The organism is Ensifer sp. BR816, from assembly GCF_000378985.1.
Classification (GTDB): Bacteria; Pseudomonadota; Alphaproteobacteria; order Rhizobiales; family Rhizobiaceae; genus Sinorhizobium.
This window is the reverse complement of sequence record NZ_KB905370.1, coordinates 1,516,048-1,536,624: the sequence shown is the minus strand read 5'-3', so window position 1 is coordinate 1,536,624 and position 20,577 is coordinate 1,516,048. Positions and strand designations below refer to the sequence as shown.

Annotated in this window: 20 protein-coding genes; 16 read left to right on the top strand and 4 right to left on the bottom strand. The window is 64.2% G+C overall.

Translation table 11 applies throughout. The features are described 5' to 3' along the window. Nucleotides 1-43: 43 nt before the first annotated feature. From RHIBR816_RS0107370 to hemC, 3 genes are all read right to left on the bottom strand, one after another. Entirely contained in the window at nt 44-1,342 is a 1,299-nt protein-coding gene (locus RHIBR816_RS0107370) for a COG4223 family protein (RefSeq protein WP_018235888.1), read from the bottom strand. A 162-nt stretch (nt 1,343-1,504) separates the two neighbouring features. Next, the gene (locus RHIBR816_RS0107365) at nt 1,505-2,215 is read right to left on the bottom strand and encodes a uroporphyrinogen-III synthase (protein WP_018235887.1); all 711 of its coding nucleotides are present in this window, start codon (nt 2,213-2,215) and stop codon (nt 1,505-1,507) included. A 3-nt stretch (nt 2,216-2,218) separates the two neighbouring features. Then, a complete protein-coding gene (gene hemC, locus RHIBR816_RS0107360) occupies nt 2,219-3,148 on the bottom strand; it encodes a hydroxymethylbilane synthase (RefSeq protein ID WP_018235886.1) in 930 nt (309 codons plus the stop codon). Nucleotides 3,149-3,324: 176 nt separating this feature from the next. Here hemC and tsaD point away from each other — a divergent pair, with 176 nt between their 5' ends. Genes tsaD through RHIBR816_RS0107335 form a run of 5 tightly spaced genes read left to right on the top strand, consistent with a single transcriptional unit; the run spans nt 3,325 to nt 6,896 of the window. Continuing rightward, a complete protein-coding gene (tsaD, locus tag RHIBR816_RS0107355; protein ID WP_018235885.1) occupies nt 3,325-4,419 on the top strand; it encodes a tRNA (adenosine(37)-N6)-threonylcarbamoyltransferase complex transferase subunit TsaD in 1,095 nt (364 codons plus the stop codon). 10 nt (nt 4,420-4,429) lie between these two features. Continuing rightward, the gene (locus RHIBR816_RS0107350; protein ID WP_018235884.1) at nt 4,430-5,431 is read left to right on the top strand and encodes an NAD(P)H-dependent glycerol-3-phosphate dehydrogenase; all 1,002 of its coding nucleotides are present in this window, start codon (nt 4,430-4,432) and stop codon (nt 5,429-5,431) included. A gap of 33 nt (nt 5,432-5,464) precedes the next feature. Continuing rightward, nucleotides 5,465-5,758, top strand: a complete 294-nt coding sequence (locus RHIBR816_RS0107345) for a YciI-like protein (protein ID WP_018235883.1) — start codon at nt 5,465-5,467, stop codon at nt 5,756-5,758. Between the two features lie 6 nt (nt 5,759-5,764). Next, nucleotides 5,765-6,196 (top strand): EVE domain-containing protein, encoded by a 432-nt coding sequence (locus RHIBR816_RS0107340; RefSeq protein ID WP_018235882.1) that lies wholly within the window; start codon nt 5,765-5,767, stop codon nt 6,194-6,196. Between the two features lie 34 nt (nt 6,197-6,230). Continuing rightward, on the top strand, nt 6,231-6,896 hold the full coding sequence (locus RHIBR816_RS0107335; protein ID WP_018235881.1) for a 50S ribosomal protein L11 methyltransferase: 666 nt from the start codon (nt 6,231-6,233) through the stop codon (nt 6,894-6,896). A gap of 30 nt (nt 6,897-6,926) precedes the next feature. On the opposite strand, the gene RHIBR816_RS0107330 is transcribed toward RHIBR816_RS0107335, so the two are convergent. Continuing rightward, complete coding sequence (locus tag RHIBR816_RS0107330; RefSeq protein ID WP_018235880.1) at nt 6,927-7,577, bottom strand: hypothetical protein; 651 nt, start codon at nt 7,575-7,577, stop codon at nt 6,927-6,929. Nucleotides 7,578-7,881: 304 nt separating this feature from the next. On the opposite strand from RHIBR816_RS0107330, the gene sdhC reads away from it, so the two are divergent. From sdhC to RHIBR816_RS0107270, 11 genes are all read left to right on the top strand, one after another. Next, nucleotides 7,882-8,274, top strand: a complete 393-nt coding sequence (gene sdhC / locus RHIBR816_RS0107320; protein ID WP_018235878.1) for a succinate dehydrogenase, cytochrome b556 subunit — start codon at nt 7,882-7,884, stop codon at nt 8,272-8,274. Nucleotides 8,275-8,286: 12 nt separating this feature from the next. Then, nucleotides 8,287-8,667 (top strand): succinate dehydrogenase, hydrophobic membrane anchor protein, encoded by a 381-nt coding sequence (gene sdhD / locus RHIBR816_RS0107315; RefSeq protein ID WP_018235877.1) that lies wholly within the window; start codon nt 8,287-8,289, stop codon nt 8,665-8,667. Between the two features lie 7 nt (nt 8,668-8,674). Continuing rightward, nucleotides 8,675-10,516: a succinate dehydrogenase flavoprotein subunit gene (sdhA, locus tag RHIBR816_RS0107310; protein WP_018235876.1), complete on the top strand. Its 1,842-nt coding sequence runs from the start codon at nt 8,675-8,677 to the stop codon at nt 10,514-10,516. 18 nt (nt 10,517-10,534) lie between these two features. Continuing rightward, nucleotides 10,535-11,314 (top strand): succinate dehydrogenase iron-sulfur subunit, encoded by a 780-nt coding sequence (locus RHIBR816_RS0107305; protein WP_018235875.1) that lies wholly within the window; start codon nt 10,535-10,537, stop codon nt 11,312-11,314. A 147-nt stretch (nt 11,315-11,461) separates the two neighbouring features. Beyond that, on the top strand, nt 11,462-12,058 hold the full coding sequence (msrA, locus tag RHIBR816_RS0107300; protein ID WP_018235874.1) for a peptide-methionine (S)-S-oxide reductase MsrA: 597 nt from the start codon (nt 11,462-11,464) through the stop codon (nt 12,056-12,058). Between the two features lie 182 nt (nt 12,059-12,240). Further along, entirely contained in the window at nt 12,241-12,777 is a 537-nt protein-coding gene (locus RHIBR816_RS0107295) for a protease inhibitor Inh/omp19 family protein (RefSeq protein WP_018235873.1), read from the top strand. 91 nt (nt 12,778-12,868) lie between these two features. After that, nucleotides 12,869-14,023 (top strand): cell division protein ZapE, encoded by a 1,155-nt coding sequence (gene zapE / locus RHIBR816_RS0107290; protein WP_018235872.1) that lies wholly within the window; start codon nt 12,869-12,871, stop codon nt 14,021-14,023. Nucleotides 14,024-14,202: 179 nt separating this feature from the next. Then, nucleotides 14,203-15,165, top strand: coding sequence for a malate dehydrogenase (mdh, locus tag RHIBR816_RS0107285; protein WP_018235871.1), 963 nt, complete (start codon nt 14,203-14,205; stop codon nt 15,163-15,165). A 47-nt stretch (nt 15,166-15,212) separates the two neighbouring features. Then, nucleotides 15,213-16,406, top strand: coding sequence for an ADP-forming succinate--CoA ligase subunit beta (gene sucC, locus RHIBR816_RS0107280; protein WP_018235870.1), 1,194 nt, complete (start codon nt 15,213-15,215; stop codon nt 16,404-16,406). Nucleotides 16,407-16,423: 17 nt separating this feature from the next. Continuing rightward, nucleotides 16,424-17,326 carry a succinate--CoA ligase subunit alpha gene (gene sucD / locus RHIBR816_RS0107275; protein ID WP_018235869.1) on the top strand — a complete coding sequence of 301 codons (903 nt, stop codon included), beginning with the start codon at nt 16,424-16,426 and terminating at the stop codon, nt 17,324-17,326. A gap of 239 nt (nt 17,327-17,565) precedes the next feature. Then, a complete protein-coding gene (locus tag RHIBR816_RS0107270; protein WP_018235868.1) occupies nt 17,566-20,562 on the top strand; it encodes a 2-oxoglutarate dehydrogenase E1 component in 2,997 nt (998 codons plus the stop codon). Nucleotides 20,563-20,577: the final 15 nt, after the last annotated feature.

Genomic DNA, 20,577 nt, shown 5'->3' with positions numbered 1-20,577 from the left:
GGGATGCGGGCGGAAAACCGCGCACACTTTTCCTCATCCCGCTCTAGCCTTGCGTGCCGCTTCGCGTCATGGTCGCCGCCACGGCCGCATCGATGGCGGTTTCGACGCGCAGTCGCCGGTCGAGTTTCTGCTTGAAATCCTGCCCGGCGGTCTTTGCCGCGTCAGGAAGGCTTGCCCATTCGAGCGAGGCCCCCTTGAGATCGCCATTATTGAGCTTGTCCTCGATGCGCGCGACCACCGCCTCCGGCGTGTCGCCCTCGACGCTGCCGACCGGCCGGACGCGAATGCCGGACATCGCGCTCGAATAGAGCCGGGCAAACAAGCCCTCGTTCGGGTCGGGCTGATGGAGGGCGTCGAGCATCGCGGTCGCCGCTGCCGGAAATTCGCTGCGCAGGTCCGTTCGCGTGGCGACGCCCGTCGAGGCGTCTTCGGCAAGCTCCTTCACCGCCGCCTCCTCGGGCGCGATGCTGCGCAGTGCATCGAGTTCGGCCAGGAACGGTCCGCCGCGGTCGATCGCGGTCTTCAGGGCGGTGACGGCGACGGCCTTTGCCATCTCGATGTCGTTGACCGGCTCGTTGATTTTCTGCTCCGCCTGGTCGATGCGGCCGGCAAGTTCGGTATTGGCGGTATCCGCTGCCTGTCGGGCATCGGCAAGTTCGGTCTTCAGCGACGCAAGCTCCTTGGTCAGATTGGCGACCTGAGCCTCAAGTGCCGTAACCTCAGGCGCGCCGGCACCCGACGGGGCCGTCTGTTCCAGAGCCGCCAGGCGGCTCTCCAAGGGGCCGATATCCACACCCGACGCCGGGCGGGACTGGACCTCTGTCCTGATCGCCTCGATTTCGCTCTTGAGCTCCTGCTCGACCGATCCGCCGCGATCCGGCCCGGGGGCCGGGACATAGCCGGCATATTGCAGCACGCCGGCACCGGCAAGCGCAACGAGGCCGCCGAGGATGCCCGCGGCCAATGCGCCGGCGCTTGACGGCTGCTTTCTCGTCGGCTCGGGCGTCGCCGTATTGCCCAGGTGCGGAGGCTCTTCGTCGAAGGCGGCCGCGGCCGCGTCGGCGCGGGCTTCCTCAGCCTCCGTCTCGGCTTTCACCTCGGCATCTTGGGCCTCGTCCGTCCGGGTCTCTTCCGTCTGGGCCTCTTTCGTGTCGGCGTCGCCCGCGACCGTCTCCGCCGCGTCCTGTGCCTCGGTCGCCGAGATCTCCGCCGGCTCGTCGGTCACTGAGCCCTCGGCGGCGATCGCCTCCGTCTCCTCGGTCACCGTCCTCTCGGCCTCGAGGTCGATCGTCAGCGGTTCCTTTTCCGGTTTCGCGCGGCGCGGCGGCTTTTCCGATACCATGATGACCTCTTCACCGTTCTGTCGGGCTCTTAAACCAAACCTAGTCAGGGAAACTCAGCAGGGAAAGTCCCTGTGTCCCGTTTTTGCGGCATTTGCCTTAGATGACCTGAGCAACGCCCGAGAAGTCAGCGGAAAATCGTCGCCGTCTTTGCTGATCCCGCCTCAAAGGAGGCTCAACAGGCTTTTCTCGTCGGGCGCCGCTGCAACGCTCGCCGTGGCGCCGACGGGCAGCACCTCCTTGACGGACGCGCTGAGGCAGAGGTAACGGGCCGACACGCCGGTCGCATCGAGGCCGCCCTCGCGCATGAGTGCGACAAGACGTCGAGCCGTTTCGCGCGAATAGAGCAGCACCGCGTCGAAGGGGCCGGCCTGAACGAGAGCAGGCAGCGTCTCCGGCGCGTGGCCCACGGGGTTCATTCGGTAGCATTCGACGGTGACGTGATCGATCGCCCGCTCCCGCAGGGCGTGTTCGAAACCATCGGCGCGCGGCAGGCCGGCAAAATAAAGCAGCGATCCGGTTTCCGGTCCAAGGAAGCCGGCAACCGTTTCCGCGAGCGCCTCGCCGGTTCCCGTCCCCACCCGTATGTCCGTGAAGCCGAGCTCGGTGGCGGCGCGCGCCGTCGCCGCACCGACGGCGAAAAGCGGTGTCGCCAGATGCGGCTGAAGCGCAGGACCGAGCCCGGCCAGAACACGGACGGCTTCGGCACTGGTCACGCCGATCGCATCATGGGATCGCTCGAACCCGGCGCGAACCGCGGCGGCAAAATGCTGCGCCTGCATCATCGGCAGGACAACCGCATCGTGTCCCATCGCTTCAAGTTTCAGCGCCGTTTTTTCGGCCGCCGGCTGCGGCCGGGTGACGAGCACGCGCATCGCTCATGTCCAGCTTGAAAAGAACCCCGGTCCGGCCTTGGCGCGGATCTGTTCGCCGGCCCGGTGGCCAAGTTCCGTCGCCTCTGCGGCCTTGCCTTCGATTTCGACGCGATGCGAGGTCGTGCCGTCGGGCGTCAGGATCATGCCGGAGAAGCGGATATTGATGCCGTCCGACTGGGCGTAGCCGGCAATCGGGGTGCGGCAGGAGCCGTCGAGCGTCGCCAGGAAGCCACGCTCGCAGGCGACTGCCTCATGGGTGCGCGGATCGTCGATGGCGGCGAGCAGCGTGTTGACGCGGCTGTCGCCGACGCGGCTTTCGATGCAGATTGCGCCCTGGGCCGGAGCCGGAGGGAATGCCTCCGGATCGAGCAGTTCGGTCGGAACGTCGGCCATGCCAAGCCGCCTCAGGCCGGCATAGGCAAGCAGCGTGCCGTCGACCTGGCCTTCGGCGAGCTTGCGCAGCCGCGTCTCGACCTGGCCGCGATAGGTGATGACGTTGATGTCGGGCCTCAGCCGCCGGATCAGCGCCTGGCGGCGCAGCGACGACGAGCCGACGGTAGCGCCCTCAGGCAGGTCGACGAGCCTCGGCGCGGTGCGGCCGATGAAGGCGTCGCGGATGTCCTCGCGCGGCAGGTAGGCGGAGAGAAACAGCCCCTCGGGCAGCTTCGTCGGCATGTCCTTCGACGAATGGACGGCGAAATCGAGGTCGCCCGAGAGAAGCTGCTGCTCGAGTTCCTCGGTGAACAGACCCTTGCCGCCGATTTCCGCGAGCGGCCGGTCGGTGATGCGGTCGCCCTTGGTCGAAAGAACGACGACCTCGAACATTTCCGGCGGCAGGCCATGGGCGGCGGCCAAACGGTCGCGCGTCTCATGCGTCTGGGCGAGCGCCAGCGGGCTGCCGCGCGTGCCGATGCGGAAAGGTTTCGTTTGCATCCTTGGCCATCCGTTGTTACTGCATGGTCGCTTAAATCGGAGATCGATTTAAGGATAAAACCACGCAGCACTTCAAAGCGTTACAGCGTCCTTTGTGTGTCTGAAAGACGCACGGCGCCCACTGAGTTCCGTGTACCCACCTTTCACGGTGACCGCAATCTTTGAGTATACCACGTATGTCCCCGCCCTTGCGCATCCTCGGCATTGAGACAAGCTGCGACGAAACCGCCGCTTCCGTCGTGCTGCGGGACGAGGAAGGCGGCGGCCGGATCCTCGGCGACGTGGTGCTGAGCCAGCTCGAAGAGCACAGCGCCTATGGCGGGGTCGTGCCCGAGATCGCCGCGCGCGCCCATGTCGAGGCGCTGGATACGCTGATCGAGGAAGCGCTGCTGCGCGCCGACGTAACGCTGAAGGACATCGATGCGATCGCTGCGACGAGCGGTCCCGGCCTGATCGGCGGCTTGATCGTTGGGTTGATGACCGGCAAGGCGATTGCCCGGGCGACGGGCAAGCCTCTCTACGCTGTCAACCATCTCGAAGGACATGCGCTTACGGCGCGGCTGACGGACGGGCTCTCCTTTCCCTATCTGATGCTGCTCGTCTCGGGCGGCCACACGCAACTGATCCTGGTCAAGGGCGTCGGCGACTACGAGCGCTGGGGCACGACGATCGACGACGCGCTCGGCGAGGCCTTCGACAAGACGGCGAAACTGCTCGGCCTTCCCTATCCGGGCGGACCGGCCGTGGAGCGGGCGGCCCGAACAGGCAATCCGGAGCGCTTCGATTTTCCCCGGCCGCTCGTCGGCGATGCCCGGCTCGATTTCTCCTTCTCCGGCCTGAAGACCGCGGTCCGCCAGGCGGCGCAATCGCTGGAGCCGGTCACGGATGAGGATATCGCCGACATCTGCGCCTCGTTCCAGCGCGCCATCGCGCGGACGCTGAAGGATCGCGTCGGTCGCGGGCTGAAGCGATTCAGGGCGGAATATGGCTCAGTCGATGCGCCGGCGCTCGTCGTTGCGGGAGGTGTGGCCGCCAACCAGACTCTCCGGGCGACGCTGCAGGCGCTTTGCGACGAGCACCGCTTCCGCTTCGTCGCGCCACCGCTTCAGCTTTGCACGGACAATGCGGCGATGATCGCCTGGGCCGGAGCCGAACGGCTGGCGGCCGGCCTGCCGGCCGACGGGCTCGATGTCGCGCCGCGTTCGCGCTGGCCGCTCGACACCCGGGCACAGACATTGATCGGCTCCGGCAAGCGCGGCGCCAAGGCATGACGGACAGAAGATGAGTGACAATCCAACGATCGTGCCAAAGATCGTCGTCTTGGGCGCGGGTGCATTCGGAACGGCGCTCGCGGCTGTAGCGGCGGCAAAGGCCAATGCGGATGTGACGCTGCTTTCCCGACGCGAGGAAGTGGCGGCAGAATGCCGGCTGACCGGGCGCAACGAAAGGGCCCTGCCCGGCATCGCGCTTCCGGCCGGCCTGGCGTTTTCCTCCGACATCGCTGTGCTTGGCGGCGCCGATATCGTGCTCTTCGCGATGCCGTCGCAGGAGCACCGGGCGGCAGCACAGCGTTACGGTGCCGCGATCGGCGCCGATGCGACGATCGTCACCTGTGCCAAGGGCATGGAGCAATCGACGGGCCGGCTCCTGACCGACCTGCTCGAGGAGGAATTGCCTGGCCACCGGATCGGCGTGCTCTCCGGGCCCGGCTTTGCCGCCGATATTGCCAAGGGGCTGCCGACCGCGATGGTCGTCGCCGCGCCCGACATGGCGATTGCGACGGAACTGGCCGAAGCGCTTTCCGGCCCGACCTTCCGGCTCTACCCGTCGACGGATCGTATCGGCGTGCAGCTTGGCGGCGCGCTCAAGAACGTGCTGGCGATCGCCTGCGGTATCGTCGAAGGGGCGGGGCTCGGCGATTCCGCCCGCGCGGCGCTGATCTCCCGTGGCCTTGCGGAAATGTCGCGCTTCATCGCCGCGAGAGGCGGCGAGGCCGATACGGTGCGCGGCCTGTCGGGCCTCGGCGACCTCGTGCTGACGGCGACGAGCCACCAGTCCCGCAACCTGCGCTTCGGCATTGCGCTCGGCAAGGACGGGCGCGCCAATGGGCGTGGCGGCGAGCTGGTCGAGGGCGCCTTTGCCGCATCGGTGGCGGCGCGCGTGGCCAAGGACCTCGGCATCGAGATGCCGATCACCGAGGCTGTCGCCGCCATCATCGACGGCAAGCTCGATGTCCGCACCGCTCTCGAACAATTGATGTCGCGACCGATCACCCAGGAGTGATCCGCACTCGCAACCCTATCATCAGGAGGAATCATGCTCTTCGCACTGCTCTGCACGGATAAGCCCGGTGCCCTGCAATTGAGGCTCGACACGCGGCCCGACCATCTCGCCTATCTCAACGAACTCAACGCCAAGGGCGTTCTGAAGATCGCTGGCCCCTTTCTCGGCGAAGACGGCAAGCCGACCGGCAGCCTGGTGATCGTCAAGGCCGAGACGATCGACGCGGCCAAGGCGATCGCCGACGCCGACCCCTATGCCAAGGCGGGCCTGTTCGCCAATGTCGAGATCAAGGCCTACAACTGGGTCTTCAACAATCCGGAGGCTTGAGCGGCGATGGCGTATTGGCTCTATAAATCCGAACCGAAGAAGTGGTCCTGGCAGATGCAGAAGGATGCCGGCGCCAAGGGCACCGAATGGACGGGCGTGCGCAACTATCTGGCGCGCAATAACATGCGGGCGATGAAGATCGGCGACAAGGGCTTCTTCTACCATTCGAACGAGGGGTTGGAGATCGTCGGCATCACCGAGGTCTGCGCGCTTTCGCATCCGGATTCGACGGCCGAGGGTGACGCCCGCTGGGACTGCGTCGACATCCGCGCCGTGATCGACGTGCCGCGCCCGGTCTCCCTGAAGGAGATCAAGGAAAACCCGAAGCTCGCCAAGATGTCGCTGGTGACCTCCATGCGCCTCTCCGTCCAGCCGGTGACCGAGGACGAATGGATCGAGGTCTGCCGCATGGGCGGGTTCGACAAACCGCCGAAGTAGTGTCCTTGCGGGTCACGCTCTTGAGTCTCCAGCCTTGAAATCCGATCCGGAAAGCTTCATCCGCGCCAATACCGGCATCCTGTCGCCGCCGCATGTGCCGGAAGTTCGCCTGCACCTCGCCAGCGAAGCGCATGATCTGTGGCAGAAGACCGAGGAGGAACTTGAAGAGATCGGCTTGCCGCCGCCCTTCTGGGCTTTTGCCTGGGCGGGCGGGCAGGGGCTCGCCCGCTATGTCCTCGATCATCCGGAGGTGGTGCGCGGCCGCCGCGTCGTCGATTTCGCTTCCGGCTCCGGACTCGTCGCGATTGCCGCGATGAGGGCCGGCGCTGCCGAGGTTCTCGCCGTGGATATCGACCCCTGGGCGGAGACGGCCGTGCGGCTCAATGCGGAACTGAACGGCGTTGCGATCGGCTTCATCAGCGAAGACATCATCGGCCGTGAGCGCGCCGCCGACGTTTATCTCGCCGGGGACGTCTTCTACGACAAGGGCTTTGCCGACCTGCTGCAGCCCTGGTTCGCCGCGCTCGGGCGTGCCGGCGCCGCGGTTCTCGTTGGCGATCCGGGCCGCGCCTATTGCCCGCGCCAGGCGATGACGGCGCTTGCGACCTATGAAGTGCCGGTAACGCGGGCGCTCGAGGATAGCGAAGTCAAGCGGACGACGGTCTGGCGGTTTGGGGTGGGCCGTATCGACGATCGCTGACGAGCCCTGTCGTCTTGCTGTATTGCCGGCCTACGGCCGGATGATGCAGACGCCGTGCTCCCAGGCGCAGGCGCCGGCATTCGTCTGCGGTGAGACGACGATAATCTTCGGGCGCTCCGCCGGCGGGGCTGCCTCGATGTCGTCCCCGGCGACGTAGGAATAGCTGCCGGCCTGGCTGAAATAGATGCCGTTGCCCACCTGCTCGTAGGCCGAAAGGTTGCCGGCATAGGTGCCGAGCCCGGGGATCCCGGACGGAAAATCATAGCTGCCGTCGATATCGCCGCTGTAGCGGCCGCCGCCGTAGCCCCTTCCGTCGATGAAGACCCAGGGGCCGCGATTGCGGTCACGCCGTGCGAAGTGAGAGGGCCAGTGCTTGCGGCGGACATGGCGGGTGCGGGTTTGAACGTTGCCCAGGCCGCCCGTCTCGAAGGAAGAGAAGTCGTCGATGCTGGAGTTGACGGAGCGGTGGCGCCGATGGCCGGCGAAATGACGGTGATGATGCCGCGCCTTGCGCCATGCGTGGTGCGGCGGGCGATGCTTGAGCCGGACGTGCCGGACACGCGTCTCCACTTGCTGTAGTCCCTGGCCGCTCCCGGCTTCCGCAGGCAGGCCGACCGGGATCGCCAGCGTGAGGGCCAGGAGTAGAACTTTGGTCGCATGGACCGCGCGCAACAGATTCATTCTGTCCTGCCCTCCGGGATGCGGTTAACGAATTCTTAACGGCATCCTGATGCAAGCGCCGGCAAATGTCACGGATTCGATTGGCTTTTCCGCCTATATCGTTAACGGCCTCGATGTCTTCGCCAGACATCAAAATGCCGCTTTTCGCTAATCGATTTTATTTATTTTGCACTGCAAACATACTTGTCGTTAAGCAATATGGTGATTAAAGGTCCGGATGACTGAATTGCGCACAATCAGGTGCGATACCGGACGAAAATAGTCTAGTTTAAGGCGTGGACTCCGGATATTTCGTGAGGTTCCGATGACGAATGTCACAAGAAGCCGGCCGCTCTCGCCGCATCTTCAAATCTACAAGCCAATCCCCACCATGGTCATGTCGATCGTGCACCGCATTACCGGCGGCGCACTCTATTTCGGCACCGTGCTGGTCGCCTGGTGGCTGATCGCCGCCGCCTCGGGGGCTGCCTATTACGACTGGGTCAACTGGCTGTTCGGCACGTTGATCGGCAAGGTCGTTCTTTTCGGCTACACCTGGGCGCTGGTGCACCACATGCTCGGCGGTCTCCGCCATTTCATCTGGGACCTCGGCTACGGTTACGAAAAGCATTTCGCGACGAAGATGGCCAAGGCGACGCTCGCCGGATCGGTGGCGTTGACGCTGCTTCTCTGGATCGTCGGTTCTCTGGTTCGCTAAGGGGAAATCACCATGGATATGCGCACACCCCTCGGCAAGGTTCGCGGTCTCGGCTCGGCCAAGGAGGGTACCGATCACTTCTGGCGCCAGCGTCTGACGGCGGTCGCCAATGTTCCGCTGCTGATCTTCTTCGTCTTCTTCCTCGCCCGCTATGCCGGTGCGCCTTATGCAGAAGTCGTCGCGGCGCTTTCGAATCCGTTCGTCGCGGTGATCCTCGGTCTCGTCGTGACCTCGGCGCTCATTCACATGAAGATCGGCATGCAGGTCATCATCGAGGACTACGTTCATGCGGAGGGCGTCAAGATCGCGCTGCTCATGCTCAACACATTTTTTGCGATCGCGATCGGCGGGCTCTGTCTTTTCGCCATCCTGAAGATCGCTTTTGCAGGGTAATTTCGTCATGGCATCGATCAGTTCCCCCGCTGCAAACGGCAAGGCCTACCAATACGTCGATCACGCCTTCGACGTCGTCGTCGTCGGCGCCGGCGGCGCAGGCCTGCGCGCGACCCTCGGCATGGCCGAACAGGGCCTCAAGACCGCCTGCATCACCAAGGTCTTCCCGACGCGCTCGCACACCGTCGCGGCACAAGGGGGCATTGCAGCTTCGCTGCAGAACATGACGCCGGATTGCTGGCAGTGGCACCTCTACGATACGGTCAAGGGCTCCGACTGGCTCGGCGACGTCGACGCCATGCAGTATCTCGCCATGGAAGCGCCCAAGGCGGTCTATGAGCTCGAGCATTACGGCGTGCCCTTCTCGCGCAACGAGGAAGGCAAGATCTACCAGCGGCCCTTCGGTGGCCACATGCAGAACTACGGCGAAGGCCCGCCGGTACAGCGCACCTGCGCCGCCGCCGACCGCACCGGCCACGCGATCCTGCACACGCTCTACGGCCAGTCGCTCCGCAACAACGCCGAATTCTTCATCGAATATTTCGCCCTCGACCTGATCATGTCGGATGACGGCCGCTGCACCGGCGTCGTCGCCTGGAACCTCGACGACGGCACGATCCACCGCTTCGCCGCCAAGATGGTGGTGCTGGCGACCGGCGGCTATGGCCGCGCCTATTTCTCGGCGACCTCGGCGCATACCTGCACCGGCGACGGCGGCGGCATGATCGCGCGCGCCGGCCTGCCGCTGCAGGACATGGAATTCGTGCAGTTCCACCCGACCGGCATCTACGGCGCCGGCTGTCTGATCACCGAAGGCGCGCGCGGCGAGGGCGGCTATCTGGTCAACTCGGAAGGCGAGCGCTTCATGGAACGCTACGCCCCGTCGGCCAAGGACCTTGCCTCGCGCGACGTCGTCTCGCGCTGCATGACGATGGAAATCCGCGAGGGTCGCGGCGTCGGCAAGAACAAGGACCACATCTTCCTGCACCTCGATCATCTCGATCCGGCGGTGCTGCACGAGCGCCTGCCGGGCATCTCGGAATCGGCAAAAATCTTCGCCGGCGTCGACGTCACCCGCGAGCCGATCCCGGTGCTGCCGACCGTCCACTACAATATGGGCGGCGTCCCGACCAACTATTGGGGCGAGGTGCTGAATGCGGATGCCGAGAACCCCGAGCGGATCGCCCCCGGCCTGATGGCCGTCGGCGAAGCCGGCTGTGCCTCGGTGCACGGCGCCAACCGCCTCGGCTCCAACTCGCTGATCGACCTCGTCGTCTTCGGCCGCGCCGCGGCGATCCGCGCCGGCCAGATCATCGACCGCAACGAGGCGGTGCCGGAGGTCGACACGGCTTCCTGCGACCGGATCATGGAGCGCTTCGACCGGCTGCGTAATGCCAGGGGCGGCACGCCGACGGCGGTGCTGCGCGACAAGATGCAGCGCGCCATGCAGGAAGACGCGGCGGTGTTCCGCACCCAGGAATCGCTCGAATCCGGCTGCCAGCGCCTCTCGGCCATCTGGAAGGAGATGCCGGACGTCAAGGTCACCGACCGCTCGATGATCTGGAACTCCGACCTTGTCGAGACGCTGGAGCTCGAGAACCTGATGGCCAACGCCATCACCACGGTCTACGGCGCCGAGGCGCGCAAGGAAAGCCGCGGCGCGCATGCCCGTGAAGACTACAAGGACGGCCCGCTTGGCGGCCGCGACGACGACAATTGGCGCAAGCACACGCTCGCCTGGGTCAACGAGGCTGGCGATGTCCGGCTCGAATATCGTCCGGTGCACACCGAGCTGATCGCCGGCGGCATCGATCCGAAAAAGATCGAGCCGAAGGCGCGCGTCTACTGATCTCGAGGACTAAGGCACATGGTTGAACTCGCTCTTCCCAAGAACTCGCAGGTCAATGAGGGCAAGGTCTGGCCGAAGCCGGTCGGCGCGACCAACCTCCGCGAATACCGCGTCTACCGCTGGAATCCGGACGACGGCAAGAACCCGCGGATCGATACCTATTACATCGACGTCGACGATTGCGGGCCGATGGTTCTCGACGGGCTGCTCTACATCAAGAACAACATCGATCCGACGTTGACACTGCGCCGCTCCTGCCGCGAGGGCATCTGCGGCTCCTGCGCGATGAACATCGACGGCACCAACACGCTCGCCTGCACCAAGGGCATGGACGAGGTCAAGGGATCGGTGAAGGTCTATCCGCTGCCGCATATGCCGGTGGTCAAGGACCTGGTGCCGGACCTCACCAATTTCTACGCCCAGCACCGCTCGATCGAGCCCTGGCTGAAGACGGTCTCGCCGACGCCGGCCAAGGAATGGCGGCAGAGCCACGAGGACCGTCAGAAGCTCGACGGCCTCTACGAGTGCATCCTCTGCGCCTGCTGCTCGACCTCCTGTCCGAGCTACTGGTGGAACGGCGACCGCTATCTCGGCCCGGCCGTTCTGCTTCAAGCCTATCGCTGGCTGATCGACTCCAGAGACGAGGCGACCGGCGAGCGCCTCGACAATCTCGAGGATCCGTTCCGGCTCTACCGCTGCCACACGATCATGAACTGCGCCCAGGCCTGTCCCAAGGGGCTGAACCCGGCCAAGGCGATCGGCGAGATCAAGAAAATGCTGGTCGAGCGCCGGTTCTGACCGGCGCACGGCCAACCATTCAATGGCAATTTGACGGCGGGCCTAAAGCCCGCCGTTGCTTTATCACGGCTCTCACAACGACGTGTCGGTAAGTGATTTGAAAGCCGCTGCCAGGTGCATAGGTAATAGTAGCGTGGAGGGTCGCCCATGCTTCGCCTGGCTGTCGGAATTGCCGTGAGCTGCCTTTTCCTGTCGCCGGTGCGGGCGGCAGAGGCGCAATACGCGATCTTCGCCGGCGGCTGTTTCTGGTGCGTCGAGAGCGACTTCGATGACGTGCCCGGCGTTCTCGAGACGATTTCCGGCTATGCCGGCGGCAAGAGCGAAAATCCGACCTATGAGACCTATGCGAAGGGCGGGCACCGCGAGGTGGTGCGGATCAGGTTCGATCCCGACAAGGTCTCCTATGCGGCGCTCGTCGGCATTCTGTTCCACACCACGGACCCGACCGATGGCAGCGGGCAGTTCTGCGATCGCGGCTTCTCCTATACGACGGCGATCTACGCGCTCACCGAGCAGCAGGCGATGCAGGCCAAGGCCGGGAAGATCAAGGCCGAGGCCGAACTCGGCAGGCCGATCGTGACGCCGGTCGAAGGGAGCGCGACGTTCTGGCCCGCCGAAGGCTATCACCAGGATTTCGCGGCCCGAAACCCGATCCGCTACTGGTACTACCGCAATGGTTGCGGACGAAACCGGGCGGTCGAGGCGCTGTGGGGCGAGCGCGCCTATGCCGGCGTCAGCCACTGAACCGGTCACGCCGCCTTGGGCGAAAAGTTAGTCCCGCCTTCATGCTGTTCATCCGAAGCGTTTCCCGCGGGCAACAGCCAAGGTCGAAATGTGGTGCCTTGATCTCACAGGTGGATTTGCTGTAATTCGGCCTTTATTATCGCGTTGCATCATGGTTCGCGGACAATATCGGGGGTAAAGACATGCGGGTTTTTCATGCGGCGGCGGGCCTTGTTATTGTGCTTGCGCTGACCGGATGCCAGCGGACATCCTATGGCGGCTTCGGTTCTCAGGATGTTTCTGCAGCGCCTGCCCCCCTGCAAGCGCAACCGGTGCCATCGGTCTCGGCGGGCCAACTGCCCGATCCGACGACGAGCACCTCGCAATTCCCGAGCGCTCCGACGGGCACCCCGGCCGGCGCGCCCGCGGGCACGCAGGTGGCCGCCGCCACCAGTGGCCTCGACGTGACGAAGGAATCGATGGTCGGCAATTGGCGCGTTTCGAGCGCCGGCAGTTCCTGCGACATGTTCCTGACGCTGACCAATCTCGGTAGCGGCTCGCGCGGCGGCACGCGCGGTTGCGCCGGCGAACTGACGACGATGGGATCCTGGGAGGTGGCCGGCAAGCAGGTCGTTCTCAAGGATCGCAACGGCAGTCCGATCGCCCGCCTCTACAAGACCGCCGATTCGCGCTTCGACGGCTCGACCAATGGCGGCCAACCGGTCAGCCTCAGCCGCTGAACCTTTCTGTCGCTTGTTGTCGGGGTGGGGCTTCCGCCTGCAGCGCTGAGTCTCTCCTCCCAAAATAGCCCCTGGCTCATCCAGGTGCATCGTGCTCAATCCCGACGACAGTATTCTCCACAAGCTCGAGGCGCTCGCTGCGGCCGGCGAGCGGCATCGTGATCCGGCTCAATTTGCGATCGCGAGGCGGCTTGACCATCTGACGGCGACGCTGATCGCCAGCCGGCCGTCGCGCAAGGCCAATGCGCTCGGCTGGCTGTTCGCGGCCCGCAAGAAGGACCACGCGCCGGTCAAGGGCCTCTACATCCATGGCGGCGTCGGGCGCGGCAAGACCATGCTGATGGACATGTTCTTCGATGCGGTGCCGATCGGGCGCAAACGGCGCGCCCATTTCCACGAATTCATGGCCGATGTGCACGAGCGCATCTACAGGCACCGGCAGAAGCTCAAGAACGGCGAGACCAAGCAGGCCGATCCAATACCGCCGGTCGCCTCGGAGCTTTTCGCCGAGGCGCGACTCCTGTGCTTCGATGAATTCTCGGTGACCGACATCGCCGACGCGATGATCCTCGGACGCCTGTTCGGCGAACTCTTCGCCAAGGGCTGCGTGCTCGTGGCGACCTCGAACGTCGAGCCGTCCGAGCTCTATCGCGACGGTCTCAACCGCGGCCTCTTTCTTCCCTTCATCGACCTCCTGAAAGCCAGCACGGACATCATCTCGCTCGATACGGAGACCGATTATCGCCTGCGCAAGACCGACGGAAATCCCGTCTGGCTGTCGCCGCTCGGACCGGAAACGGAAGCCGCGATGGATCGCGCCTGGTATGTCGAGACGAGCGGCGCAGCCGCCAGTTCGGCGGAGATCGGCCGCAAGGGACGGACGATCCGCGTGCCGGCCGCAGTCGGGCACTGCGCCCGCTTTTCCTTCGCCGATCTCTGCGCCCAGCCGCTCGGAGCGGCCGACTATCTCGCCATCCTGTCGCAGTACAGGACGGTCTTCCTCGACCGGGTGCCGCATCTCGGCCCGCACATGCGCAACGAAACGAAGCGCTTCATCATCCTGGTCGATGCGCTTTACGACCAGGGCGCCCGCCTCTTCGCCTCGGCCGCCGCCGAACCGGAGCGGCTGCTGATTGCCAAGAAGGGGACGGAAGGGTTCGAATTCGACCGCACGGTTTCACGTCTGATCGAGATGCAAAGCGAAGAATACGCCGCGCAACATATTGAAAATATGGAGATTCGATGACGTAACAATGACGAGAATTCTTACCTTTACGTAAGAATTTTATGATCTAACCGATTGAATTTGCTCTGTCGAAAAGTATGGATTGATATTTTACCATTTGCCGTTTAAGGGCTTTCCGCGAAGGTTTGGCGTTTGCCGCGTTTCAGGCCTCGATCATGGATCACAAAGGAAGCACTTTCATGGCGCGCAACAAGATCGCACTTATTGGTTCAGGGATGATTGGTGGCACGCTGGCGCATCTCGCCGGCCTGAAGGAACTGGGCGACATCGTCCTGTTCGATATCGCCGACGGCATCCCCCAGGGTAAGGGCCTCGACATCGCCCAGTCCTCGCCGGTCGAAGGTTTCGACGCATCGCTGACGGGCGCCAGCGACTATTCGGCGATCGAAGGTGCCGACGTCTGCATCGTCACCGCCGGTGTTCCGCGCAAGCCCGGCATGAGCCGCGATGATCTGCTCGGCATCAACCTGAAGGTCATGGAACAGGTCGGCGCCGGCATCAAGAAATATGCTCCGAACGCCTTCGTCATCTGCATCACCAACCCGCTCGACGCCATGGTCTGGGCGCTGCAGAAATTCTCCGGCCTGCCGAAGAACAAGGTCGTCGGCATGGCTGGCGTGCTCGATTCGTCGCGCTTCCGTCTCTTCCTCGCCCAGGAATTCAACGTTTCGGTCCAGGACATCACCGCCTTCGTTCTCGGCGGCCATGGCGACACCATGGTGCCGCTCGCCCGCTACTCGACCGTTGCCGGCATTCCGCTGACCGATCTCGTGCAGATGGGCTGGGTCACCAAGGAACGCCTCGAAGAAATCATCCAGCGCACCCGTGACGGCGGCGCGGAGATCGTCGGCCTCCTGAAGACCGGCTCGGCCTACTACGCGCCGGCGGCTTCCGCGATCGAGATGGCCGAAGCCTATCTCAAGGACAAGAAGCGCGTGCTTCCCTGCGCGGCGCATCTCTCCGGCCAGTACGGCGTCAAGGACATGTATGTCGGCGTGCCGACGGTCATCGGCGCCGGCGGTGTCGAGCGGATCATCGAGATCGATCTCAACAAGGGCGAGAAGGAAGCCTTCGACAAGTCGGTCGGGGCTGTCGCCGGCCTTTGCGAAGCCTGCATCGGCATCGCGCCCAGCCTGAAGTAATCGCCGCCAAGCCGATCAGGCAGGGCCAATCAGACAGGAAAGAACCCATGAACATTCATGAATATCAGGCCAAGGCTCTCTTGAAGAGCTATGGCGCGCCGGTCGCCGAAGGCGTCGCGATCTTCACGGCCGACGAAGCCGAAGCGGCTGCGAAGAAGCTGCCGGGACCGCTTTACGTCGTCAAGAGCCAGATCCATGCGGGCGGCCGCGGCAAGGGCAAGTTCAAGGAACTCGGCCCCGACGCCAAGGGCGGCGTTCGTCTTGCCTTTTCGATCGATGAAGCCAAGGCTCATGCCAAGGAAATGCTCGGCAATACGCTCGTCACCGCGCAGACCGGCCCTGCCGGCAAGCAGGTGAACCGTCTCTATATCGAGGACGGCGCCGACATCGATCGCGAACTCTATCTTTCGCTGCTCGTTGACCGCTCGGTCGGCCAGATCGCCTTCGTCGTTTCGACGGAAGGCGGCATGGACATCGAGGCTGTTGCGCACGACACGCCGGAAAAGATCGTCAACGTCGCGATCAACCCGGAAGCTGGCGTCACCGCCGCTGATCTCGCCAAGCTCACCTCGGCCCTGAAGCTCGAAGGCGAAGCCAAGGCTGACGCCGAAAAGCTCTTCCCGATCCTCTACAAGGCCTTCGTCGAGAAGGACATGAGCCTGCTTGAGGTCAACCCGCTGATCGTCATGAAGAACGGCCGCATGCGCGTTCTCGATGCCAAGGTCTCGTTCGACGGCAACGCGCTCTTCCGCCACGACGACATCAAGGCACTGCGCGACGAGACCGAAGAAGACGCAAAGGAAATCGAGGCCTCCAAGTGGGACCTCGCCTATGTGGCGCTCGACGGCAACATCGGCTGCATGGTCAACGGCGCGGGTCTTGCCATGGCGACGATGGACATCATCAAGCTCTACGGCAAGGAGCCGGCGAACTTCTGCGACGTCGGCGGCGGCGCCGGCAAGGAGAAGGTCGCGGCAGCCTTCAAGATCATCACCGCCGACCCGAAGGTCGAGGGTATCCTCGTCAACATCTTCGGCGGCATCATGAAGTGCGATGTCATCGCCGAAGGTGTCGTTGCGGCCGTGCAGGAAGTCGGCCTCAAGGTTCCGCTGGTCGTTCGTCTCGAAGGCACGAATGTCGAGCTTGGCAAGAAGATCCTGAACGAATCCGGCCTGGCGATCACCGCCGCCGACGATCTGGATGACGCTGCCAAGAAGATCGTCGCCGCGATCAACGGCTAACTGAAGGACCAGACCTCATGTCGATTCTCGTCAACAAGAACACCAAGGTCCTCGTTCAGGGCCTGACCGGCAAGACCGGCACCTTCCATACCGAACAGGCGCTCGCCTATTACGGCACGCAGATGGTCGGCGGCATTCACCCGAAGAAGGGCGGCGAAACCTGGACCGGCTCCAAGGACGAAACCCTGCCGATCTTCGCGTCGGTTGCCGAAGGCCGTGAAAAGACCGGTGCGGACGCTTCCGTGATCTATGTTCCGCCGGCAGGTGCCGCGGACGCGATCATCGAGGCGATCGATGCGGAAATCCCGTTCATCACCTGCATTACCGAAGGCATCCCGGTTGCCGACATGGTGCGCGTCAAGGCTCGTCTCGACCGCTCCAAGTCGCGCCTGCTCGGCCCGAACTGCCCCGGTATCCTGACGCCGGAAGAATGCAAGATCGGCATCATGCCGGGCTCGATCTTCCGCAAGGGTTCGGTCGGCATCGTCTCACGCTCCGGTACGCTTACCTACGAAGCCGTGTTCCAGACCTCCAACGAAGGCCTCGGCCAGACGACGGCTGTCGGCATCGGCGGCGACCCGGTCAAGGGCACCGAGTTCATCGACGTCTTGGAGATGTTCCTGGCGGACGAGGCCACGACCTCGATCATCATGATCGGCGAGATCGGCGGCTCGGCCGAAGAGGATGCGGCGCAGTTCCTCATCGACGAGGCCAAGAAGGGCCGCAAGAAGCCGATGGCCGGCTTCATCGCGGGCCGTACCGCGCCGAAGGGCCGCACCATGGGTCACGCCGGCGCCGTCGTTTCCGGCGGCAAGGGCGATGCGGAATCCAAGATCGCTGCGATGGAGCAGGCAGGCATCCGCGTGTCGCCGTCGCCGGCTCGTCTCGGCAAGACGCTCGTCGAAGTCCTCAAGGGCTGATCTTAAGTCTTCTGCCCGGGCCGGACCGATCCGGCCCGGGCATTCCGAAGCCCGCGTGTTTCCTTGGCTGATGATGTCAGGATACGCGGCAAACCAAGTGCCACGGTGATCCCGGCGCCTCCTTTCGATGCCCGGCGTCGTAGGAAAGGGCGCGGACCGCGCCGAACGAACATGAACGACCGGGACAACCCGGCATCCCAACTTAGAGTCAGGAGGCGGACTCAAGTCCGCGAGAGACCATGACAAGGCAAGAGGCCAACGAGCAATTCCAGCTCACTTCGTTTCTGGACGGCGCCAACGCCGCCTATATCGAGCAGCTCTATGCGCGCTATGAAGCGGATCCGTCGTCCGTTTCGGCCGAATGGCAGTCCTTCTTCAAGGCGCTTGCCGACAGGCCCGAGGATGTGGTGAAGGCGGCCAAGGGGGCCTCCTGGAAGAAGAAGAATTGGCCGATCGCCGCCAATGGCGAACTCGTCTCCGCGCTCGACGGCGACTGGGGCGCCGTCGAAAAGATCGTTGAGAAGAAGGTCAAGGCAAAGGCCGAGGAAGCGGCCGCCGTTGCCGGCGTGCCGGTCAGCGAGGCCGAGGTTCATCAGTCGACGCGCGATTCCGTCCGCGCCATCATGATGATCCGCGCCTACCGCATGCGCGGCCACCTGCATGCCAAGCTCGATCCGCTTGGCCTTGCCGATCCGGTCGAGGATTACGAGGAACTCTCGCCGAAGACCTATGGCTTCGAGGAGAAGGACTACGACCGCAAGATCTTCCTCGACAACGTGCTCGGGCTGCAATACGGCACCGTGCGCGAGATGGTCGAGATCCTCGAGCGGACCTATTGCTCGACGATGGGCGTCGAATTCATGCACATGTCCAACCCGGAGGAGAAGGCCTGGATCCAGGAACGGATCGAGGGGCCGGACAAGGGCGTCGAATTCACGCCCGAGGGCAAGCGGGCAATCCTGCAGAAGCTTATCGAGGCGGAAGGGTTCGAGCAGTTCATCGACGTCAAGTACAAGGGCACCAAGCGCTTCGGCCTCGACGGCGGCGAGTCGCTCATCCCGGCGCTCGAACAGCTCATCAAACGCGGCGGGCAGCTCGGCCTCAAGGAGATCGTTCTCGGCATGGCCCATCGCGGCCGCCTCAACGTGCTCTCCCAGGTGATGGCCAAGCCGCACCGCGCCATCTTCCATGAGTTCAAGGGCGGCTCCTACGCGCCGGACGACGTCGAAGGCTCGGGCGACGTGAAGTACCACCTCGGCGCTTCCTCCGACCGCGAATTCGACGGCAACAGGGTGCACCTGTCGCTGACGGCCAACCCGTCGCATCTCGAGATCGTCAACCCGGTCGTCATGGGCAAGGCGCGCGCCAAGCAGGACCAGATGGCGACCGTGTTCGAGGGCGACATCATTCCGCTGCGCGAACGCGTCAAGGTCATGCCGCTGCTGCTGCATGGCGACGCGGCCTTTGCCGGCCAGGGCGTCATCGCGGAAATTCTCGGTCTCTCCGGTCTGCGCGGCCACCGCGTTGCCGGCACTGTCCACTTCATCATCAACAACCAGATCGGCTTCACCACGAACCCGGCCTTCTCGCGATCCTCGCCCTATCCTTCGGATGTGGCGAAGATGATCGAAGCGCCGATCTTCCACGTGAACGGCGATGACCCGGAAGCCGTCGTCTATGCGGCCAAGGTGGCGACCGAGTTCCGGATGAAGTTCCACAAGCCGGTCGTCGTCGACATGTTCTGTTATCGCCGCTTCGGCCACAACGAGGGCGACGAGCCGGCGTTCACGCAGCCGAAGATGTACAAGGCGATCCGCGCCCACAAGACGGTCGTCCAGGTCTATTCGGCACGGTTGATCGCCGAAGGACTGATGAACGAGGGCGAGGTCGAGAAGATGAAGGCGGACTGGCGCGCCCATCTCGAGCAGGAGTTCGAGGCCGGCCAGTCCTACAAGCCGAACAAGGCCGATTGGCTCGACGGTGCCTGGTCGGGCCTGCGCACGGCTGACAATCAGGATGAGCAGCGCCGCGGCCGGACTTCAGTGCCGATGAAGCAGCTCAAGGAAATCGGTCGCAAGATCTCGGAGATCCCGGCCGGCTTCAACGCCCACCGCACCATCCAGCGCTTCATGGAAAACCGCGCCGGCATGGTTCAGACGGGTGAGGGGATCGACTGGGCGATGGCGGAAGCGCTCGCCTTCGGGACACTCGTCACCGAGGGCACGAAGATCCGCCTGTCCGGCCAGGACTGCGAGCGCGGCACGTTCTCGCAGCGCCACTCGGTCCTCTACGACCAGCAGACGGAAGAGCGCTACATTCCGCTCGCCAACCTGTCGGCGACGCAGGCGCGCTACGAGGTGATCAACTCGATGCTCTCGGAAGAGGCTGTGCTCGGCTTCGAATACGGCTACTCGCTTGCCCGCCCGAACGCGCTGACGCTCTGGGAAGCCCAGTTCGGCGACTTCGCCAACGGCGCGCAGGTGGTCTTCGACCAGTTCGTCTCGTCGGGCGAACGCAAGTGGCTGCGCATGTCCGGTCTCGTCTGCCTGCTGCCGCACGGCTATGAAGGCCAGGGACCGGAGCACTCCTCGGCGCGCCTCGAGCGCTTCCTGCAGCTCTGCGCGGAAGACAATATGCAGGTCGCCAACGTCACCACGCCGGCGAACTACTTCCACATCCTGCGCCGCCAGGTGAAGCGCGACTTCCGCAAGCCGCTGATCCTGATGACGCCGAAGTCGCTGCTGCGCCACAAGCGGGCGATCTCCAGCCTTTCGGAGATGGCCGGAGAGAGCTCGTTCCACCGCCTGCTGTGGGACGATGCGGAGGTCATCAAGGACGGACCGATCAAGCTGCAGAAGGACTCGAAGATCCGCCGCGTCGTGATGTGCTCGGGCAAGGTCTACTACGATCTTCTCGAAGAGCGCGAAAAGCGTGGCATCGACGACATCTACCTGCTGCGCGTCGAGCAGCTCTATCCGTTCCCGGCCAAGGCGCTCATCAACGAGCTCAGCCGCTTCCGCCACGCGGAGATGGTCTGGTGCCAGGAAGAGCCGAAGAACATGGGCGCCTGGTCGTTCATCGATCCCTATCTCGAATGGGTTCTTGCCCATATCGACGCCAAGTATCAGCGGGTGCGCTACACCGGTCGTCCGGCTGCCGCTTCCCCGGCGACGGGCCTGATGTCCAAGCACATGGCGCAGCTTGCCGCCTTCCTCGAGGATGCGCTGGGGGGCTGATCAAGCCCCTCACGG

Coding starts and splice junctions, on each gene's coding strand:
- RHIBR816_RS0107370 (WP_018235888.1), bottom strand. CDS start 1,342: ATGGTATCGGAAAAGCCGCCGCGCCGCGCGAAACCGGAAAAGGAACCG.
- RHIBR816_RS0107365 (WP_018235887.1), bottom strand. CDS start 2,215: ATGCGCGTGCTCGTCACCCGGCCGCAGCCGGCGGCCGAAAAAACGGCG.
- hemC (WP_018235886.1), bottom strand. CDS start 3,148: ATGCAAACGAAACCTTTCCGCATCGGCACGCGCGGCAGCCCGCTGGCG.
- tsaD (WP_018235885.1), top strand. CDS start 3,325: ATGTCCCCGCCCTTGCGCATCCTCGGCATTGAGACAAGCTGCGACGAA.
- RHIBR816_RS0107350 (WP_018235884.1), top strand. CDS start 4,430: ATGAGTGACAATCCAACGATCGTGCCAAAGATCGTCGTCTTGGGCGCG.
- RHIBR816_RS0107345 (WP_018235883.1), top strand. CDS start 5,465: ATGCTCTTCGCACTGCTCTGCACGGATAAGCCCGGTGCCCTGCAATTG.
- RHIBR816_RS0107340 (WP_018235882.1), top strand. CDS start 5,765: ATGGCGTATTGGCTCTATAAATCCGAACCGAAGAAGTGGTCCTGGCAG.
- RHIBR816_RS0107330 (WP_018235880.1), bottom strand. CDS start 7,577: ATGAATCTGTTGCGCGCGGTCCATGCGACCAAAGTTCTACTCCTGGCC.
- sdhC (WP_018235878.1), top strand. CDS start 7,882: ATGACGAATGTCACAAGAAGCCGGCCGCTCTCGCCGCATCTTCAAATC.
- sdhD (WP_018235877.1), top strand. CDS start 8,287: ATGGATATGCGCACACCCCTCGGCAAGGTTCGCGGTCTCGGCTCGGCC.
- sdhA (WP_018235876.1), top strand. CDS start 8,675: ATGGCATCGATCAGTTCCCCCGCTGCAAACGGCAAGGCCTACCAATAC.
- RHIBR816_RS0107305 (WP_018235875.1), top strand. CDS start 10,535: ATGGTTGAACTCGCTCTTCCCAAGAACTCGCAGGTCAATGAGGGCAAG.
- msrA (WP_018235874.1), top strand. CDS start 11,462: ATGCTTCGCCTGGCTGTCGGAATTGCCGTGAGCTGCCTTTTCCTGTCG.
- RHIBR816_RS0107295 (WP_018235873.1), top strand. CDS start 12,241: ATGCGGGTTTTTCATGCGGCGGCGGGCCTTGTTATTGTGCTTGCGCTG.
- mdh (WP_018235871.1), top strand. CDS start 14,203: ATGGCGCGCAACAAGATCGCACTTATTGGTTCAGGGATGATTGGTGGC.
- sucC (WP_018235870.1), top strand. CDS start 15,213: ATGAACATTCATGAATATCAGGCCAAGGCTCTCTTGAAGAGCTATGGC.
- sucD (WP_018235869.1), top strand. CDS start 16,424: ATGTCGATTCTCGTCAACAAGAACACCAAGGTCCTCGTTCAGGGCCTG.
- RHIBR816_RS0107270 (WP_018235868.1), top strand. CDS start 17,566: ATGACAAGGCAAGAGGCCAACGAGCAATTCCAGCTCACTTCGTTTCTG.